The sequence below is a fragment of the Xanthomonas sontii genome (assembly GCF_040529055.1).
GTDB classification, from domain to species: Bacteria; Pseudomonadota; Gammaproteobacteria; order Xanthomonadales; family Xanthomonadaceae; genus Xanthomonas_A; species Xanthomonas_A sontii.
Genome location: NZ_CP132342.1, coordinates 1,367,841 through 1,384,878, shown reverse-complemented (window position 1 = coordinate 1,384,878; position 17,038 = coordinate 1,367,841). Strand labels below are relative to the sequence as shown.

Here is a 17,038-nt window from a genome sequence, read left to right as displayed (position 1 = left end):
CACGTCGGCGCTCACCGCCGCGCACTCAGAAGCGGTAGTTGAAGTTGACGTACCACTGCCGCCCGATCGCGCTGTACACCCGCGGGAAGTACGGCCAGGTGGTGTAGGTGTCGTCGCGCGGGTGCAGCGCGTCGAACACGTTGAGTACGCTCAGGCCGACGGTGGCCTTGTCGGTGATCTGCTTGGCGAGGTCGAGGTTCCACACCAGGTAGGGCGCCACGCGGCCGCGCTCGGCGTAGTCGGGCCGCGAGCCGTAGCGGTAGCCGTACACGCTGGCCGACCAGTCGCCGCGGCTCCAGTTCGCACGCCAGTTGCTGCGCGTGCGGAACGCCAGGTAGTCGACGTCGTTCATCACGTCCACCGGGCGCGCGCCGGCGAACTGCGCCACCTCCATCCGCAGCACCCGGGTCAGGCCGCCCTGCAGGCCGAGCGTGCCCCAGGCGCCGAGGTCGAGGTCGTAGCGCAGGCTGGCATCGATGCCGTCGGTGCGCATCAGCGACTGGTTGATGGGGAAGGTCTTGAACGCGGTGATCTGGCCCTCGCTGGTCAGGTCGGTGCCGGGGCTGCGTGTGACCGCGTCCAGGTAGAAGCGGCAGGCCGCCGAGGCGGTGTCCACCGCGGCGCCGGCGCGGTCGCGGCCGAGCAGGCAGTTGGCGTTGTTCTCCAGCAGTGTTTCGCTGGAGATGGCCTCGACCCGGCCCTTGAGTTCGATGCGGTAGTAATCCAGGCTCAGCGACAGCGTCGGCAGCGCATCCCACACCGCGCCGAGCGTGGTCGACTTGCCGGTCTCCTCGCGCAGCAGCGGATTGGAGGCCTGGGTGGAGAAGGTCTGATACTCGTGTGCGCTCGCGCAGGCCGCCGACAACGGATCCAGACCGTCGCGGCGGCACAGGTATTCGTCGACCACGGTGGGATTGTTGGCGCTGGTGCCGGCGTAGATCCACAGCAGGTCAGGCGCGCGGAAGCTGGTGGCGTGGCTGCCGCGCAGCAGCAGGGTGTCGAACGGACGCCACTCCAGACCGGCCTGCCAGGTCGCCGCGCCATCGACCGCGGTGATGTCGTCGTAGGCGTCGTAGCGCGCGGCCAGGGTGGCGCTGAGCCGGCTGGCGATCGGCACGCGCAGTTCCAGGCCGGCGGCGTAGCGCTTGCGCGGACCGCCGCCGGGCGTCTGGGTAAGGTTGTAGATGCGCTCGCTGCCGGTGTAGTCGACGGTGGTGCGCGGATCGGGCTGCAGGTCGTAGGTCTGCCGCGCCGCTTCCAGCACGGTGGCGATCTGCACCATGCCCGCCGGCAACTCGAACAGGTCGCCGCTGACCACGAACTGGGCCTGGTCGGTGGCCGATTCGCCGCGGCTGACCACCTCGGTGGTGAGCTGCTGGTACAACGCCGGGCTGCCGGGCGCGAACAACCGGTCCGGGCGCACGCGGCGGATTTCGGTGCCGTCCGGCCGATAGCCCAGCACCGGCCCGAAGTAGTAATCGCGCACCGCGTTGGTCAGGAAGCGCGGGCGCCGCGTGGTGATGTCGTAGCGCGACAGCGACACGCTGGCATCCCAGTCGAAGCGCCCATCGAAGGCCTTGCCGCGCACGCCGGCGTTGAGGTTCCAGCTGCGCTCGTCGTAGTCGATGGTCTTGATGCCGCCGACCTCGTCCGGCAGGAAGATGCGCTGCGCGGTGACCAGCCCCAGGTCCGGATCGTAGGCGGTGAACGCGCCTTCGCCGATGTAGTAGTGAGTCTGGCTGGAACTCTTGTCCTGCGCGCGGTTGGCCAGCAGTTGCGCATAGGCGACCACGTCGTGGCCGAGTTCGGCATCGCCGGCCAGGTAGGCCGAGGTCTTGCCGTAGCCGTTCTGCACCGAGCGCCCGGCGTAGTAGTCGAACGCGCCGCAGCGGTTGGCTGCGGGCAGGCTGTCGCTGGTGCGGTAGGGCCGGAATGCCGGATTGGTGGCGGCGCAGGCCGCGGCCAGCGCCTGCGGCGAGGTCGACAGCGTGCCCGCCTGCGGCCACAGATAGGTGGTGCCGCGGCGCAGATACACGCCGGAGATGGACACGTTGGGCGAGCTGGGGTCGGCCTTGTTGGCGGGATGGTCGTCGTAGGAATCCATGAAGTCGCGCTGGCGGGCGACGATGGGTTCGCGATCCAGCCGCTCGAAGGCGTAGGTGACGCTCCAGCCGTCGCCGCGGCGCCCGCCGGTCCACTGCAGTTGCCCGCTATCGCCGCCGCCGCGGGTGGTGGTGCCGGCACGCACGCGCAGACTGTCGCCCTGGAAATCGCGCTTGGTGATGATGTTGACCACGCCGGCGACCGCGTCGGAGCCGTAGATGGCCGAGGCGCCGCCGCTCATCACTTCGATGCGCTCCACCGCCGCCGCCGGAATGCTGCCCAGGCTGACCGCGGTGCCGTTGGCGCCGTAGGACTGCGGATAATCGGCCATGCGCTTGCCGTTGAGCAGGATCAGCTGGTAGCCCGGCCCCAGCCCGCGCAGGTTGAGGTACTGGCCGTTGGGCGAACTGCCGGTCTGGTCGCTCTCGTTGAAGGTGCTACCGCTGAACTGGGTCAGCGTGCCCAGCGATTCCCACACCGTGGCGAAGCCCTGCTTGCGGATGTCCTCGGCGGTGATGACGGTGACCGGCGCCGGGCCTTCCACCTGCGCGCGGGCGATGCGCGAGCCGGTGACCAGCACCGCATCGAGATCGCGCGGCGTCGCCGCCTGTTCCTGCGCCGCGGCCGGCAAGGCCGCGACCAGCGTCGTCAGCGACGCCAGCGCCACGCGCACGGACCGCAAGGGAGAAGGACGACGAACGATTCGCATGGGCACGCGGCTCTCCTGCTGGCGCGGGTGGATGGCGCGAACGCCGCGGGCGCGGCCACGGCCGAGCGCCTGTCCCTGGCGTCCACGCACACGGCGATAGCGCGTGCGCGGCACGCGGCCATCGTGTTGCGGGTTCCTGCATCTTGCCGAGCGGACGCGGCGCTGCCGTGCGGTGCCTGCACGTTCCCCAGCGCCATCGCCACGCTTCCCCTGTGCAGCCGGGTGTAACACGCGCTCGCAAAACCTGTCAACGCAGCGCCTTGACAGGAAAAAACCGGGAATCGAAGATCCTGGCGTCGGCGCGTGACATCCGCCGACCTTCTTTCCAAACAGTGGGTTCCCATGATCACGATGCGCGGCCTGTGCCTGTTGCTCGCCGCGGCGGCGAGCGGCGCCATCGCCACGGCACGCGCCACCGAGCCCATGCCGCTGCAGGCACAACCGGCGCAGTTGCAGGCCGCGCACTGGACCGCCCGGCTGCCGGCGGCGTCGCCGCCGCTGCTGGAGGCGACGCAGCGCGCCGCGTTCAACGCCCGACTGCTGCGTGACGATGCGTCGATGCACGACCTGGCTGCGCTGCCGACGCAACTGCCCGCCGCGCAGGTGCGCGCGCAGATCCTGGCGCTGTCGGCGCCGCCGACGCGCACGCTGTACGACAGCCAGGGCGGCGTACTGGACGCCGCGCGATTGCAGGCGCTGCAGCGCGCGCTGGCGCTGGACGCGCTGCCTGCGCAGGTGCAGCCGCGTTACGCGCTGGTGGTGCAACGCGCCGACCTGCGGCGCTTCCCGACCGCCGAGCGCGTGTTCAGCGACCGCGACGATCGCGACATCGACCGCTTCCAGGAATCGGCGCTCTATCCGGGCACTGCAGTGGCGATCCTGCATGCCAGTGCCGATGGGCAGTGGCTGTTCGTGCTGTCGAACAACTACGCTGCCTGGATCGCCCGCAACCGCGTGGCCGAGAGCGACCGCGCCAGCGTGCTGGCGTACGCGCAGCGCACACCGCGACTGCTGGTCACCGGCGCACGCGCGGCCACCGTGTTCACCCCGGACCTGCCGGCGGCCTCGCAGGTGGCCCTGGACATGGGCAGCGCGCTGCCGTTGCTGCGCGACTGGCCGCCGCAGAACGTGGTCAACGGCCAGTCGCCGCTGGCCGCCTACGTGGTGCAGCTACCGCTGCGCGACCGCGACGGACGCCTGCAACTGGTGCCGGCGCTGATACCGCGCAGCGCCGACGTCGCCGAGGCGCCGCTGCCGGCCACGCCGCAGATGCTGCTGCAGCAGGCGTTCAAGTTCCTCGGCGAACGCTACGGCTGGGGCAACAGTTACGACGCGCGCGACTGCAGCGGCTTCGTCGTCGACCTGCATCGCAGCCTCGGCATCGAGTTGCCGCGCAACACCGGCGACCAGGCGCGCAGCCCCGCACTGATGTCGGTGCCCTACACCGCCAGCGACCCGCTGCCGCAGCGGCGGCAGGCATTGGCGCAACTGCGCGTCGGCGACCTGGTCTATATCCCCGGCCACGTGATGCTGGTGATCGGCCATGAGGATGGCCAGACCTGGGTGATCCACGACGTGGCCGGCGCCAGCTACCGCGACGCCGCCGGCCAGCTGCAGCGCGTGCGCCTCAACGGCGTGTCGGTGACGCCACTGGAACCGCTGCTGCTAGGCGACGGCACGCCGTTCATCGACCGCATCACCCGCATCCAGCGCCTGCGCGCGCCTACCGCCGAATGAAGATCACCGAGATCCGCCTGGGCATGCTGCGCGTGCCGCTGAAGACCCCGTTCAAGACCGCGCTGCGCACCGTGCAGGCGATCGAGGACGTGGTGGTCATGGTCCACACCGACGATGGCCGGATCGGCCATGGCAGCGCCCCGGCCACGCCGCCGATCACCGGCGACACCCATGGAGCGATCATCGCGGCGATCGAGCGCTGCCTGGCACCGCGCCTGATCGGCGAGGACATCGCCGACCTGCAGCGCCTGCGCGGCCTGATCCAGGGCGCGCTGGAACACAACAGCAGCGCCAAGGCGGCGATGGAGATCGCCGTGCACGACCTGTGGGCGCAGCAGCACGGCGCACCGCTGTACCGCCTGCTCGGCGGCGGCACGCCGCACCTGACCACCGACCTGACCATCAGCGTGAATGCCGTGGACACGATGGTGGCCGACGCGCTGTCGGCGCTGGCGCGCGGCTTCGTGGCGCTGAAGATCAAGATCGGCACCGATCTCGCCGAGGACATCGCGCGGGTCAAGGCGATCCACGCCGCGGTCGGCGATCGCGCGCAACTGCGGCTGGACGCCAACCAGGGCTGGACGCCGAAGCAGGCGGTGCAGGCGATGCACGCGCTGGAACATGCCGGGGTCACGCTGGAACTGCTGGAGCAGCCGGTCAAGGCCGGCGACGTGGACGGCCTGCAGTACGTGACCGAGCGCGTGCAGACCCCGGTGATGGCCGACGAAAGCGTGTTCTCGCCGGCGCAGGCGATCGCGTTGCTGCAGCGGCGCGCGGCGGACATCGTCAACGTCAAGCTGATCAAGGCCGGCGGCCTGTCCAACGCGCTGCGCATCGCCGATATCGCGGCGGTGTACGGGGTGCCGTGCATGATCGGCTGCATGCTCGAATCGAGCATCGGCGTGGCCGCGGCGGCGCACCTGGCGGTGGCGCGCGCGGACGTCATCACCAAGGTCGACCTGGACGGCCCGTCGCTGGGGGCATTCGATCCGGTGGTCGGCGGGGTGCAGTTCGACGAGGCGCAGATCCGGATTGGCGATGCGCCGGGACTGGGGATTCGCGAGATCCAGGGGTTGGAGCTGTTGCCGCGGTCGGTGTAATGGCGCCGCGCATGGCTGGCTGGCTCTAGCAATCGTGGGAGGGGCATCATTCCCGACTGCTGTCGCAATCGGTCATTGGATGGCTTCACTCGTCGCGACCGAAGTCGCTCCCACAGGGGCTCGCGGGGAACCCATCGAGTGCACTGTGGGAGGGACTTCAGTCCCGACGCATCGCGCCATCGGAACGCATAGCACTTCGCTCGCCTCGGCTGCATGGCAGCCGACGCCTAGAGGAGGCCAATGCGCCGCCCGCCAACTCCGCAGGCGGCGCAGTGTCACTAGACCACGGCCTTTCAGCCACCATAGGGATCGACCGTGCGAATGCTCCCGTCCGGCTCGACGTGCAGCGGCGTGCACTTGACCGAGCGCAGGTGGGTCACGCCGCCGGACAACAGGGCGTCGTGGTAGAACAGGTACCAGCGCCCCTGAAACGCGCAGATGGAGTGGTGCGTGGTCCAGCCCACCACCGGCTTCAACAGCACGCCGCGATAGGTGAACGGGCCATACGGACTGTCGCCGATGGCATAGCACAGCAGGTGCGTATCGCCGGTGGAATACGACAGGTAATACCGGCCCTGATCCTTGTGCAGCCACGGCCCCTCGAAGAAGCGGCGCGCGTGGTCGTCGGCGCGCAGCGGCCGGCCGTGCTCGTCGAGGATCACGATTTCCCGCGTGCGCTCGGCCAGTTGGGTCATGCCTGGGTCCAGCCGGGCGATCCGCGGCCCCAGTGCCGGCGCATCGCCCTCGGGCTCGGCGTGCGCCGCATCGAAGCGATCGTCGCGGTACTTCTGCAACTGCCCGCCCCAGATGCCGCCGAAGCACAGGTAGTGCGCGCCGTCGTCGTCCTCGAACACGGCCGGGTCGATCGAATAGGTGCCCGCGATCGGCTCGGGTTCGGCGGCGAACGGGCCTTCCGGGCGATCGGCCACCGCCACGCCAATGCGGAACAGACCCTGCGCGTCCTTGGCGGGGAAGTACAGGTAATAGCGCCCGTCGCGTGTCGCCGCGTCCGGCGCCCACATCTGCCGGCTGGCCCAGGGCACGTCGCGTACATGCAGGGCCACACCGCAGTCGGTGGTCGCGCCGTCGGGCGTGTCCATACGCAGCACGTGGTAGTCCTCCATGCCGAAGTGACCGCCGTCGTCGTCGAACGGCGCACCGCTGTCGATGTCGTGCGACGGATAGATGTACAGGCGCCCCTCGAACACATGGGCCGACGGATCGGCCGTGTAGATGTGGGTGACCAGCGGTTGCGAGACGGCGTGCGCCGCAAGATGGTCGAGGTCGCTGCCCTGGCGCCGCGCCTGCAGGTCGTGTTCGATGCGACGTTCCATGCGCTTGTCGATCCGGTAGAAACACAGCAGCGCCACCGCGACCAGGAACGGGAGGGCACTGTAGACGCTCACGGTCAGGCGGATGCCGTCCACCACGGCCTGCGGCTGCTGCGGCGCGCCCGCCTGGTAGCCGTGGTGTGCGAGGATGCCGGCGACCAGCGCGCCGCCGATGCTGAGTCCGATCTTCAGCCCGCACAGCATCGCCGAGAAGATGATCGCGGTGGCGCGGCGATGGTTCTTCCACTCGGAGTAGTCGGCGACGTCGGCGATCATCGCCCACAGCAAGGGGATGGTGATGCCGTAGCAGAAGCCGTGCAGCATGAAGGCGCCGAAGGCCACGCCGATCGCAGTGGGCGGCAGGACGTAGAACACCAGCAGGAACAGAGTGGAGACCAGCAGCGCGCCGCCGAAGGCATCGCGCTTGCCGAAGCGGTCGGCCAGGCGCCGCGAGAAGCCGATACCCAGGATCATGCACAGGATGCCGCACGCATTGAACAGGCTGAACGCCGAGGTCGCCGCATCCTGCGGCCAGGTGAAGCCGGACAGTCCCCAGCCGCCGAGCAGCGCATTGACGCCACCGATGAAGCCGTTGAAGCCGGAGGTGTCGAGAAAGCCCGCCAGCGCGGCCTCGCTCAGGTAGTACTGGAAGTAGTAGATGTAGGTGCCGCCCTTCAGCGCCAGGTTGACGAAGACCAGCACCGTCAGTGCGAGCATCACCTTCCACGGCCGGTTGTGCAGCAGGTCGGTCAGGTCCTGCAGCACGCCGGCGCTCTGTTCCTTGGCCGGGACGATGCGCTCGCGGGTGGTGGCGAAGGTGATCAGGAAGAACAGCGTGCCCACCACCGCGAACACCGTCATCAGGCGCTCGAAGCCGCGCACGTTGTCGCCGTCGCCCAGGATCAGCACCAGCGGCAACAGCAACACCTGGATGATGAACTGCGCGATCATCACCGCCACGAAGCGGTAGGCCGACAGGCTGTTGCGCTGGGCCATGTTGCCGGTGAGCACGCCGCTGAGCGCCGAATACGGCAGGTTGTTGGCCGCGTACACCAGCATCAGCAGGCCATAGGTGGTCAACGCGTAGACGACCTTGCCGCGCGCGCCGAGCTCCGGGGTGCTGAAGGCCAGCAGCGACAGCACGCCGAACGGGATCGCCGTCCACAGGATCCACGGCCGGAACTTGCCCCAGCGGGTGGCCGTGCGGTCGGCGGCGATGCCGATCAGCGGGGTGAACACGAACGCGCCGAGCAGGCCGATCACGAAGATGATCGTCCCCGCCGTGGCGGCCGGCAACCGGTATACATCGGTGTAGAAGAACGCCAGGTAGGTGATCAGCGTCTGGAAGATCAGGTTCGCCGCCAGGTCGCCCAGGCTGTAGCCCAGCTTCTCGCGCACCGACAGCGTGTGCGCGGCGGTCTCCGCACTGCGGGCCTCAGTCACGACGCGCCTCCACGGTGAAGCGCGCACGCACGCGGGCATCGGCGCTTGAACCGCCGATCCGTACTTCGTAGCTCCCTGCCGGCACGACGTAGGTGCCGCGCGCATCGTCGTACTGGCGCAGCGCCTGCTGCGCGTCCAGTTCGAACGTCAGGGTCCGGCGTTCGCCCGGGGCCAGGCGCACGCGCTGGAAGCCGCGCAGTGCCTGCTGCGCATCGCCGGGCGCGGCCGCCAGCCGCCGCACGTACAGCTGCGCGACTTCGTCGCCGGCGCGCTTGCCGGTATTGGCCACCTCCACCTGCACCTTGAGGCGTCCGTCGTCGGCGATGCGCGGCGCATCCACGCGCAGCTTGCCGTAGTCGAAGCGCGTATACGACAGCCCGTGGCCGAACGGATACAGCGGGGTGCCGCGGTAATAGCGGTAGGTGCGGCCTTCCATCGCGTAGTCGTCGAACGCGGGCAGCGCCTGGTCCGCCCGGTAGAACGTCACCGGCAGGCGGCCGGCAGGGTTGACCTCGCCGAACAGCGCCTGGCCCACCGCGGTGCCGCCGCGCTGCCCGGGATACCAGCTCATCAGGATCGCCGGCAGATGCGCCTGCGCCCAGTCCACCGCCAGCGCCGAGCCGCCGGTCAGCACCATCACCACCGGCGTGCCGGTGGCGTGCAGCGCTTCCAGCAAGGCGCGCTGCGGCGCGGGCAGGCGCAGGTCGGTGCGGTCGCCGCCGGCGAAGCCCGGGTAGTCGACCTTCATCTCTTCGCCCTCGACATCGCCGGTCAGCCCGCCGACGAACACCACCACATCGGCGCTGCGCGCGGCATCGAGCGCCTCGTCGAACGGCGGCTTCGCCCCGGGCATGCGCCAGCCCAGGCGCACGCTCGCGTCGCGCTCGGCGTCGTAGTACTCCAGCTTCACCGCATAGGCGCGGCCCGCCTGCAGGTCCAGGTCCACGCCGTCGGCGCGCATGCGGTCGCTGTCGGTCCAGTGATCCAGCACCAGCTTGCCGTCGACATAGAGGCGGAAGCCGTCGTCGGCGGCCGCCTCGATCCGGTAGCGGCCCGAGACCGGCGGCAGCAGCTGACCACTCCAGCGAATGCTGAAATGATCGTTGGGAATGCCCTGCCCCGGCCCCGCTTCGCCGCGGGCCAGCAGGTTGTCGGTCGGCGAGCCGCGATCCCAGCGGAAGCCGATCTGCGCGTCGGTGCGAACCAGCGCCGGCGTCCCCGATAGATCGGGCGTGCGGAAATATTCGCCGCGCAGGCCGCGTTCCGGCGAGTCCGCCGAGGGCCGAAGATACGCCGCCTCGATCAGCGGCGTGGCGCTCGGATCGTCGCGCCCTTCGACCAGATCCACACCGCGCGCATAGCGCACGTCGATGCCCTTGGCCGCGTCGCGGATGCCCTGCAGGATCGTCACCGGCGCCGCCGGCGTGCCGAAGTAGTTGCCGAGCAAGGCCATGGTGTCGTCGGCGGTCGGGCCGACCACGGCGATGCGCTTGAGCGTGCGCGACAGCGGCAGCACGCCATCGTTCTTCAGCAGTACCAGCGATTCCTGTGCGGCCTGCAGCGCCAGCGCATCGTGCGTGGGCGCCTGGTTCACCGAGGCGGGGATCCGCGCCCAGCGCACGCGCTCGGGCGGATCGAACATGCCCAGTCGCATGCGTGCGGCGAACAGGCGCGTCACCGCGTCGTCGATCTCCGCTTCGTCGATCAGCCCCTGGCGTACCGCCGCCGGCAGCGTGGCGTACTCCTGGCCGCACTCCAGTTCGGTGCCGTTCCTGACCGCCAGCGCCGCGGCGGCCTCGCGGCTGGGCGCCAGATGGTGATGCTTCCAGATATCGACGATGGCCCAGCAGTCCGAGACCACGTAGCCGGTGAAGCCCCAGTCGCGGCGCAGCACGTCGCGCAGCAGGAACTGGCTGGCGCTGGCGGACTCGCCGTATACGCGATTGTAGGCGCCCATCACCGCGTCCACCTTGCCCTCCTTCACCAGCACCTCGAACGCGGGCAGGTAGGTGTCGTAGAGGTCGCGCTTGCTCGGGCGCGCGTCGAAGTGATGGCGGTCGGCCTCCGGGCCGCTGTGCACGGCGAAATGCTTGGCGGTGGCGTCGAGCTTGCGGTACACCGGATCGTCGCCCTGCAATCCCTGCACGAAGGCCACGCCCATGCGCGCGGTGAGGTAGGGATCCTCGCCGTAGGTTTCCTGGCCGCGTCCCCAGCGCGGGTCGCGGAAGATGTTGATGTTCGGCGACCAGAAGGTCAGCCCCTGGTAGCGGCCATGCGCGCCTTCGCGCAGGAACTGGTGGTGCTTGGCGCGCGCCTCGTCGCTGATGGTGGTGGCCACCTGCCCCATCAACGGCACGTCGAAGGTGGCGGCCAGCCCGATCGCCTGCGGAAACACGGTGGCCTGCCCGGCCCGCGCCACGCCATGCAGCGCCTCGTTCCACCAGTCGTAGGCCGGCACGCCCAGGCGCTCGATCGCCGGCGCGGCGTTCTGCATCTGCGCCGCTTTTTCCTCCAGCGTCATCTGCGCGACCAGCGCCGCCGCCCGGGCCTCGAAGCTGGCCGAGGTATCCTGCCACGGCTTGGCGTCGACGGCGTCGGCGGCATGGCCCACGCCGGCCAGCGCGATGGCGGCGCACAGGGCCAGCGTGCGGAACAGGCGGCCACGAACACCGCTGCGAAAGGAAAACCTGCGCGTCATCATCGTTTGCTCCTGGAGGCACGCTCGTCGCGCGCGAAAGGACCGAGCAGGGTGCCCACGAAGCCGCCTGCACGATCCGTACTCAACACGGTTCCGTCGACGTCGTCGGCGAGGGTCTGCCAGCCCTGCCCCGTGCCGGCGTCGAACGCGAACGCATACGTGCCGGCGTCGCCGGCGATCTTCAGACGCAGCGACGTGGACGCGTCCACTTCGCGACTGGCAATGGTTCTGGTCGCGCCCTTGCCCGCGCGCGCTTCGAGGAACACCACCACGCGATCGCGGCCCACGCGGCGTACGCCAAGGAAATACCACCAGTCCTCGTTCTGGAACGCCGCCAGCCCGGCCGCCACGCCCGCTTCGGGGCGCGTCATTGCGGTGCTGGCCTCGAACCGCAAATGCTGCTGGCGGCGCCCCAGGAAGGCGGGGTTGCGCAAGGTGTCCAGGTTCTCCGGCAGCGGATGCACGGCCAGGCTGCCCGGACGCGTGCCCAGGTCCGCCCAGTCCTGCTTGGGCACACGCACGCGCAACCAGCCGCGGCCAAGCGTCGGCGCATCGAACTCATCGCGCTCGACGAAGTTGCCGGTGGACGGCGCCTGCGACGCCTCGCCCTGCATCCACGACGGTGCCTTGACCGCATACGGGATGGCCTGCCCGGCCGGCAGGATCACCGGCCAGCCGTCGCGCCACTGCACCGGCAGCAGGTAGGTCTCGCGCCCGGTGTTGTAGTGGCGCACGTCGTAGGTGCGGCTGGCCAGGAACACCGCCCACCAGGACCCGTCGGGCCCTTCCACAATATCCGCATGCCCGGCGTTGGCGATCGGCAGCGGCCTAGCGTCGGGCAGGTCGCGCTGAGTGAGGATCGGATTGCCCGCATACGGCTGGTAAGGCCCCCACACGTCGCGGCTGCGCAGCACCACCTGCGAATGCTGCGGCCCGGTGCCGCCCTCGGCATCGGAGAGGTAGTACCAGCCGTCGCGTCGATACAGGTGCGGCCCCTCGATCCAGATCGGATTCTTTGCCGGCTCGACGCCGCCGTCGATCAGCACCTTGCGCGGCCCCACCGGGGTGAAGGTCGCCAGGTCGAGTTGCTGCATCCAGATCGCGCGGTGGCCGTCGTAGCGCGGCGCGCCGGGCGGCACGTCGTTGTTGAGCAGGTAGACGCGGCCGTCGGCGTCGAAGAACAGCGACGGATCGATGCCGCCGATGCCCGGCAGCCAGTGCGGATCCGACCAGGGGCCAGCGGGATCGCGCGCGGTGGCGATGAAGTTGCCGCCGCTGTCGACGGCCGTGGTGACCACGTAGAACACGCCGTCGTGATAGGAAATGGCCGGCGCGAAGATGCCGCGCGACACGCTCAGGCCATCGAAGTCGACTTGCGTCGGCCGGTCGATCACGTTGCCGACCTGTTTCCAGTGCACCAGATCCACGCTCTCGAACACCGGAATGCCCGGGAAGTATGTGAAGCTGGAATTGACCAGATAGAACCGCCCGTTCGCGCGCACGATGCTGGGGTCGGCGTGGAAGCCGGCCAGGATCGGATTGCGGTAATGCCCGGCCGGCAGCGGCGAATCGAAGGCTGCGTCGCGCCCGGCGTAGTCGAACCAGTCGAAATAGACCGGCGGTGCGGGCGCGGCCCACAGCGGCTGCAGCGCAGCGGACAACAGCAGGACGGCCGTGGCGAGCAACGGGCGCATCAGTGAACTCCTTCGGACAGTGCGAGTTCGAACGGTCCTGCCGGCGCACCGGAACGGTCGCGCAGCGTGCAGACCGGGCCATCGGCCCAGCAGTAGCGCACGCGTGCGGCGGCGGCTACCTGGGGACTGCGCAGGACGACGGTGCGCCCGTCCAGCGCCGCGTCGGCATAGGTACAGCGCTGCGCCTGGGCATCGCAGAGTTCGAAGCCGATGGGGCCGCTCGCCCCGGTCGTGACCAGGCGGCCGTCGACGTCGTCGAACACGATGCGCACGGCGCCCTGCGTGCGCGCTGCCGTGCGTGGCCTCGGGCCGGACGGCGCCAGCGCGCGTTCGCCGTAGACCACGTGGCGCGCCGCCCGCGCCAGGCGCCGCCCCAGTTCCTGCTTGTTCGGCGGATGGATGTCGTAGGCATCGCCGATGTCGATGGCCACCGCGAGGCCGCTGTGCGGGTCTTCCGCGGCCACGCGGCGCTGCGCCTCGCGCACCTGCGCCCAGCCGCTCTCCACTGGGGCCTGCGGCGGCAGGCCGTAGCCGGCGAGCTGCACCACCAGCAGCGGCATCTTTGCGCCGAACTGCCCGCGCCAGTCGTCGCGCAAGCCACGCAACCGCGTCGCATAGGCCGCGCCCTCGCCGGTGTTGGATTCGCCCTGATACCACAGCATGCCGCGCAGCCCGTAACGCCCCAACGGCGCGATCATGCCGTTGTACAAGGTCGACATGCCGGAGGCCGCGTGCCACGGCGCCAGCGGCGGGGACTGTGGATCGGGGGCGACCCGATACTGCCAATGCGCATCTAGGACGATCCGCGTGCCGGCGTCCAACTGCACGGCATGGGCGCTCGCCGGGCCTGCCAGCCCGCCCTCGCCGTAGGTATCCAGCACGTTGACGACCACCGTGTTGCTGCCCGCTTTCAACAGGCCGGGCGGAAGCGCATACCGGCGCGGATCGCTTGGCGCGTTCTGGCTGCCCACGGCCACGCCGTTGACCCAGGTCATGTCGGTTTCGTCGACCGGCCCCAGCACCAGCCGTGCGTCCTGCGCCGCCTGCGCGGCGGTCAGGGTGACCTGCGTGCGGTACCAGACCATGCCGTTGTAGTCGGCCAGCGCCGGCACGCCCCAGCGCTCCCATGCGCCGAGCGCCTCTGGCGCGTCCTGCCACCCGGTGCCGCCAGTGCCGGGCTGCCATGGCGTATCGGCCGGCCTGGCAACGGCGCGCGTGGTCCACCATTGCTGCCAATGCCGGCCCCAGCGTGCGCTCGCCGCGATGGGGTCGGTGGCAGACAGCGCCAGCACGTCCAGCGCCTCGTCCATGCCACCCTGCGCACGCAGGGCGTCGGCGCTGGTCCAGGCCTCGATCCGCGCACCGCCCCAGGCCGACTGGATCAGCCCCATCGGCACCTTGACCGTCTTCTGCAGTTCGCGTGCGAAGTAGAAGCACGCGGCCGAAAACTCGCGCACCGTGTCCGGCGCCGCGGGTTGCCATGCGACCGCAGCCGCGAACGCATCCTGCGGCGCGACCGCCGCGGCCTTGGGCACGGTGAACAGACGGATGCTGGGCTCGGCGACCGCGGCCAGTTCGCGGCTCGCATCCAGCGCGCGCCACACCGGCAGCTCCATGTTCGACTGCCCGGAACACAGCCACACATCGCCCACCAGCACATCGCGCACGACCTGGCGCGCCAGTCCCGCGCGCACGGTCATGTCGTAAGGACCGCCCGCGGCGACCCGCTTGAACGTGGCACGCCAGCGGCCACCGGCGTCGGCACGCGCGCTGACCGACTGCCGCGCAAAGGTCACCGACACCGTGGCACCCGGCGCGGCGTCGCCCCACACCGGCAGCGGCCGGTCGCGCTGCAACACCGCGTGATCCTGGAACAGCGGATGCAACAGCGGTGGCGCCGCGTCTTGTGCCATGCAGGGCGTGGCGCAGCATCCCAAGGCCGCCGCCAGCAGCCAGCCCCTCCACATGGTCGGCTTCATCGTCCATCTCCCGGTGCGGAGGGAAACTGCAGGTCCTGGTACCAGGCCAACGGGTGCGGTGGCGCGGCTTCGCCCGCGGGCAACGGTCGCCCGCTGACCGACTGGAAGTACGCCACGCTGGCATCGCGCCACCACTGCGCTTCGCGCAGCTGGATGCGCAGGAACGCCGCCACCTGCGCATGCCGCTCGGCGTCCACCTTGCCGCGCAGCCCATCCCAGGTGGCCTGCATGGTCTGCACCTGGCGCACGCCCAGCGCATAGCGGCCGACCAGTTCGTCCCACAACGGTCGTCCGGAGGCCATGCGGTGGTCCCACGGCACGTGGTGGAACCACAGCAGCAGCGACTCGGGCACCCGCGTCGTGTCGCCATACACTGCCGCCACGTCCGGCGCGTACTGGCTCACCGCATTGCTGCCATGCGCAGTGCGATCGAAACCGATGCCATCGCGATCGGCGCGGTGGTAGTACACCGCGGTCCAGTCCGCGCGCGGGCCGCCGTCCACCCAGGGGCCGGGACCGTAGTGGTGGCCGCGCGCCATCAGGTGGTGCAGGCCCAGCGGGGTCATGTAGTTCACCGCGGCCTCGCGCGAGCCCATCATCATCCCGACGATGGGCTGCACCACCTCCGGTGCCGGCGAGAACGTCATCGCCACCCAGTCCGAGGCGATGGCGCGGGCGGATTGGTGCGGATTCCAGGCCAGGCGGCCGAAGGCGTACCAGTTGGCCTGGTCGAAGTGCGAGCCGCTCCAGGTGCGGTCGTTGCCGATGTTGGCGACGCCGGCGATGCCGGTCAGGACATGGCCTTCCAATGTGCCATCCACCACGTCCGCCACCGTGGATCCCGCGCCGCGGGCATGGGTGTCGGATTGCAGCACGTCCTCGTACAGCGGCCCCAGGTACACCAGGTGCGTGGCGAAGCCGAGGTACTCCTTGGTGATCTGCACCTCCAGCATCAGCGGCGTGCGCGGCATCGCGCCGAACAGCGGATGGAAGGGCTCGCGCGGCTGGAAGTCGATGGGCCCGTTCTTGACCTGCACGATCACGTTCGGGCGGAAGGCGCCGTCGAGGCCGACGAACTCGGTGTAGGCCTGCATGGCGCGGTCCACCGGCACGTCGTGGGCGTAGACGAAGGCCCGCCACATCACCACGCCGCCGTGCGGCGCCAGCGCATCGGCCAGCAGGTTGGCGCCGTCGGCGTGCGAACGGCCATAGTCCTGCGGGCCGGGCTGACCTTCCGAATTGGCCTTGACCAGGACGCCGCCGAAATCCGGAATGCGCGCGTAGATCTCGGCGGCCTTGTCGCGCCACCAGCGCTGCACGGCCGGGTCGTGCGGATCGGCGGTCTTCAACCCGCCCACTTCGATGGGTGCGCTGAAGCGTGCGCTGAGGTACACGCGGATGCCGTAGGGCCGGAACACGTCCGCCAGCGCCGCGGCCTTGGCGAGGTAGGCCGGCGCCAGGCTCTGCGCATTGGCGTTGACGTTGTTCAGCACGGTGCCGTTGATGCCGATCGAGGCATTGGCGCGCGCGTAGTCGGTGTAGCGCGGGTCGCGCCACTCCGGCAGGCTCTGCCAGTCCCACAACGAGCGGCCGGCATAACCGCGCTCGACATGGCCGTCCAGGTCGTCCCAATGGTCGAGCACGCGCAGCCGGATCCGTGGCGACTCGCGCACATCGAGCGCGTCGAGCGACGCGCCGGTCTGCAGCAGGCGCAGCAGATGGAACACCCCATACAGCACGCCGATATCGCGGCGTGCGCCCACCAGCAGCACCGCGTGCCCATCGATGCGGACGCGCTTGAGCAGGTAGCCCTCCTCGCCCAGCGCCGCGATCTCCTCGCGAAATGGCGCAAGCGCTGGCGACGACTGTGGCGTGCCCAGTACCACCGCGTGATCGCTGCTTGCGCCCGCACGCATCGCCGGGGCGCGCCCCAGCAGGCCGGTGAGGCCACGCACCAGCTCGTCGCGCGCCACGCGCTGCGTCGGCGTCCGCGCCGGCGCCACCACCTCGTCCAGGTGCGTGTCGCCATCCGCACGTGCGGCGCCTTGCGAGGGCAGGTAACGCAGCCACAGCGCTGCGCCGTCCTCCGCGCGCAGGCTGCCCGCGCAGACCATCAGCACCATGGCAGCGCATGCCATCCACTGACACCGCATGACATGCGGACGGCGCCCAAGCGCCGCCAGCAAACCTTGTAAGCTGACGGCATACCCGCGGCGCGGCAGCGTCAGGAACAACAAAGGGAAC

Annotated in this window: 8 protein-coding genes and 1 pseudogene; 2 read left to right on the top strand and 7 right to left on the bottom strand. The window is 70.1% G+C overall.

Features of this window, described 5'->3' with window-relative positions:
• Positions 1–25: 25 nt before the first annotated feature.
• On the bottom strand, positions 26–2,812 hold the full coding sequence (locus tag RAB70_RS05950; protein WP_225851656.1) for a TonB-dependent siderophore receptor: 2,787 nt from the start codon (positions 2,810–2,812) through the stop codon (positions 26–28).
• Between the two features lie 342 nt (positions 2,813–3,154).
• Between RAB70_RS05950 and RAB70_RS05945 the strand changes: the two genes are divergently transcribed.
• Entirely contained in the window at positions 3,155–4,549 is a 1,395-nt protein-coding gene (locus tag RAB70_RS05945) for an SH3 domain-containing protein (protein WP_148829176.1), read from the top strand.
• Positions 4,546–5,649, top strand: a complete 1,104-nt coding sequence (locus tag RAB70_RS05940) for a dipeptide epimerase (RefSeq protein WP_148829177.1) — start codon at positions 4,546–4,548, stop codon at positions 5,647–5,649. The genes RAB70_RS05945 and RAB70_RS05940 overlap by 4 nt, the downstream gene beginning before the upstream one ends.
• A 293-nt stretch (positions 5,650–5,942) precedes the next feature.
• Here the strand turns inward: RAB70_RS05940 and RAB70_RS05935 are convergent, their stop codons facing one another.
• From RAB70_RS05935 to RAB70_RS05910, 6 genes and pseudogenes are all read right to left on the bottom strand, one after another.
• Positions 5,943–6,959 (bottom strand): glycoside hydrolase family 43 protein, encoded by a 1,017-nt coding sequence (locus RAB70_RS05935; protein ID WP_225851657.1) that lies wholly within the window; start codon positions 6,957–6,959, stop codon positions 5,943–5,945.
• Positions 6,933–8,528 (bottom strand): annotated as a pseudogene (locus RAB70_RS05930) (MFS transporter); the annotation flags it as partial. The gene RAB70_RS05935 and the pseudogene RAB70_RS05930, both read right to left, overlap by 27 nt.
• A complete protein-coding gene (locus RAB70_RS05925) occupies positions 8,416–11,121 on the bottom strand; it encodes a glycoside hydrolase family 3 C-terminal domain-containing protein (RefSeq protein ID WP_408068863.1) in 2,706 nt (901 codons plus the stop codon). The gene RAB70_RS05925 and the pseudogene RAB70_RS05930, both read right to left, overlap by 113 nt.
• On the bottom strand, positions 11,121–12,815 hold the full coding sequence (locus RAB70_RS05920) for a glycoside hydrolase family 43 protein (RefSeq protein ID WP_148829179.1): 1,695 nt from the start codon (positions 12,813–12,815) through the stop codon (positions 11,121–11,123). Before RAB70_RS05920 ends, RAB70_RS05925 begins: the two co-directional genes overlap by 1 nt.
• On the bottom strand, positions 12,815–14,794 hold the full coding sequence (locus RAB70_RS05915) for a sialate O-acetylesterase (protein WP_148829180.1): 1,980 nt from the start codon (positions 14,792–14,794) through the stop codon (positions 12,815–12,817). Before RAB70_RS05915 ends, RAB70_RS05920 begins: the two co-directional genes overlap by 1 nt.
• Complete coding sequence (locus RAB70_RS05910; RefSeq protein WP_408068862.1) at positions 14,791–16,947, bottom strand: alpha-glucuronidase family glycosyl hydrolase; 2,157 nt, start codon at positions 16,945–16,947, stop codon at positions 14,791–14,793. The genes RAB70_RS05915 and RAB70_RS05910 overlap by 4 nt, the downstream gene beginning before the upstream one ends.
• Between the last annotated feature and the right edge of the window lie 91 nt (positions 16,948–17,038).

Coding starts and splice junctions, on each gene's coding strand:
- RAB70_RS05950 (WP_225851656.1), bottom strand. CDS start 2,812: ATGCGAATCGTTCGTCGTCCTTCTCCCTTGCGGTCCGTGCGCGTGGCG.
- RAB70_RS05945 (WP_148829176.1), top strand. CDS start 3,155: ATGATCACGATGCGCGGCCTGTGCCTGTTGCTCGCCGCGGCGGCGAGC.
- RAB70_RS05940 (WP_148829177.1), top strand. CDS start 4,546: ATGAAGATCACCGAGATCCGCCTGGGCATGCTGCGCGTGCCGCTGAAG.
- RAB70_RS05925 (WP_408068863.1), bottom strand. CDS start 11,121: ATGACGCGCAGGTTTTCCTTTCGCAGCGGTGTTCGTGGCCGCCTGTTC.
- RAB70_RS05920 (WP_148829179.1), bottom strand. CDS start 12,815: ATGCGCCCGTTGCTCGCCACGGCCGTCCTGCTGTTGTCCGCTGCGCTG.
- RAB70_RS05915 (WP_148829180.1), bottom strand. CDS start 14,794: ATGAAGCCGACCATGTGGAGGGGCTGGCTGCTGGCGGCGGCCTTGGGA.
- RAB70_RS05910 (WP_408068862.1), bottom strand. CDS start 16,947: ATGCGGTGTCAGTGGATGGCATGCGCTGCCATGGTGCTGATGGTCTGC.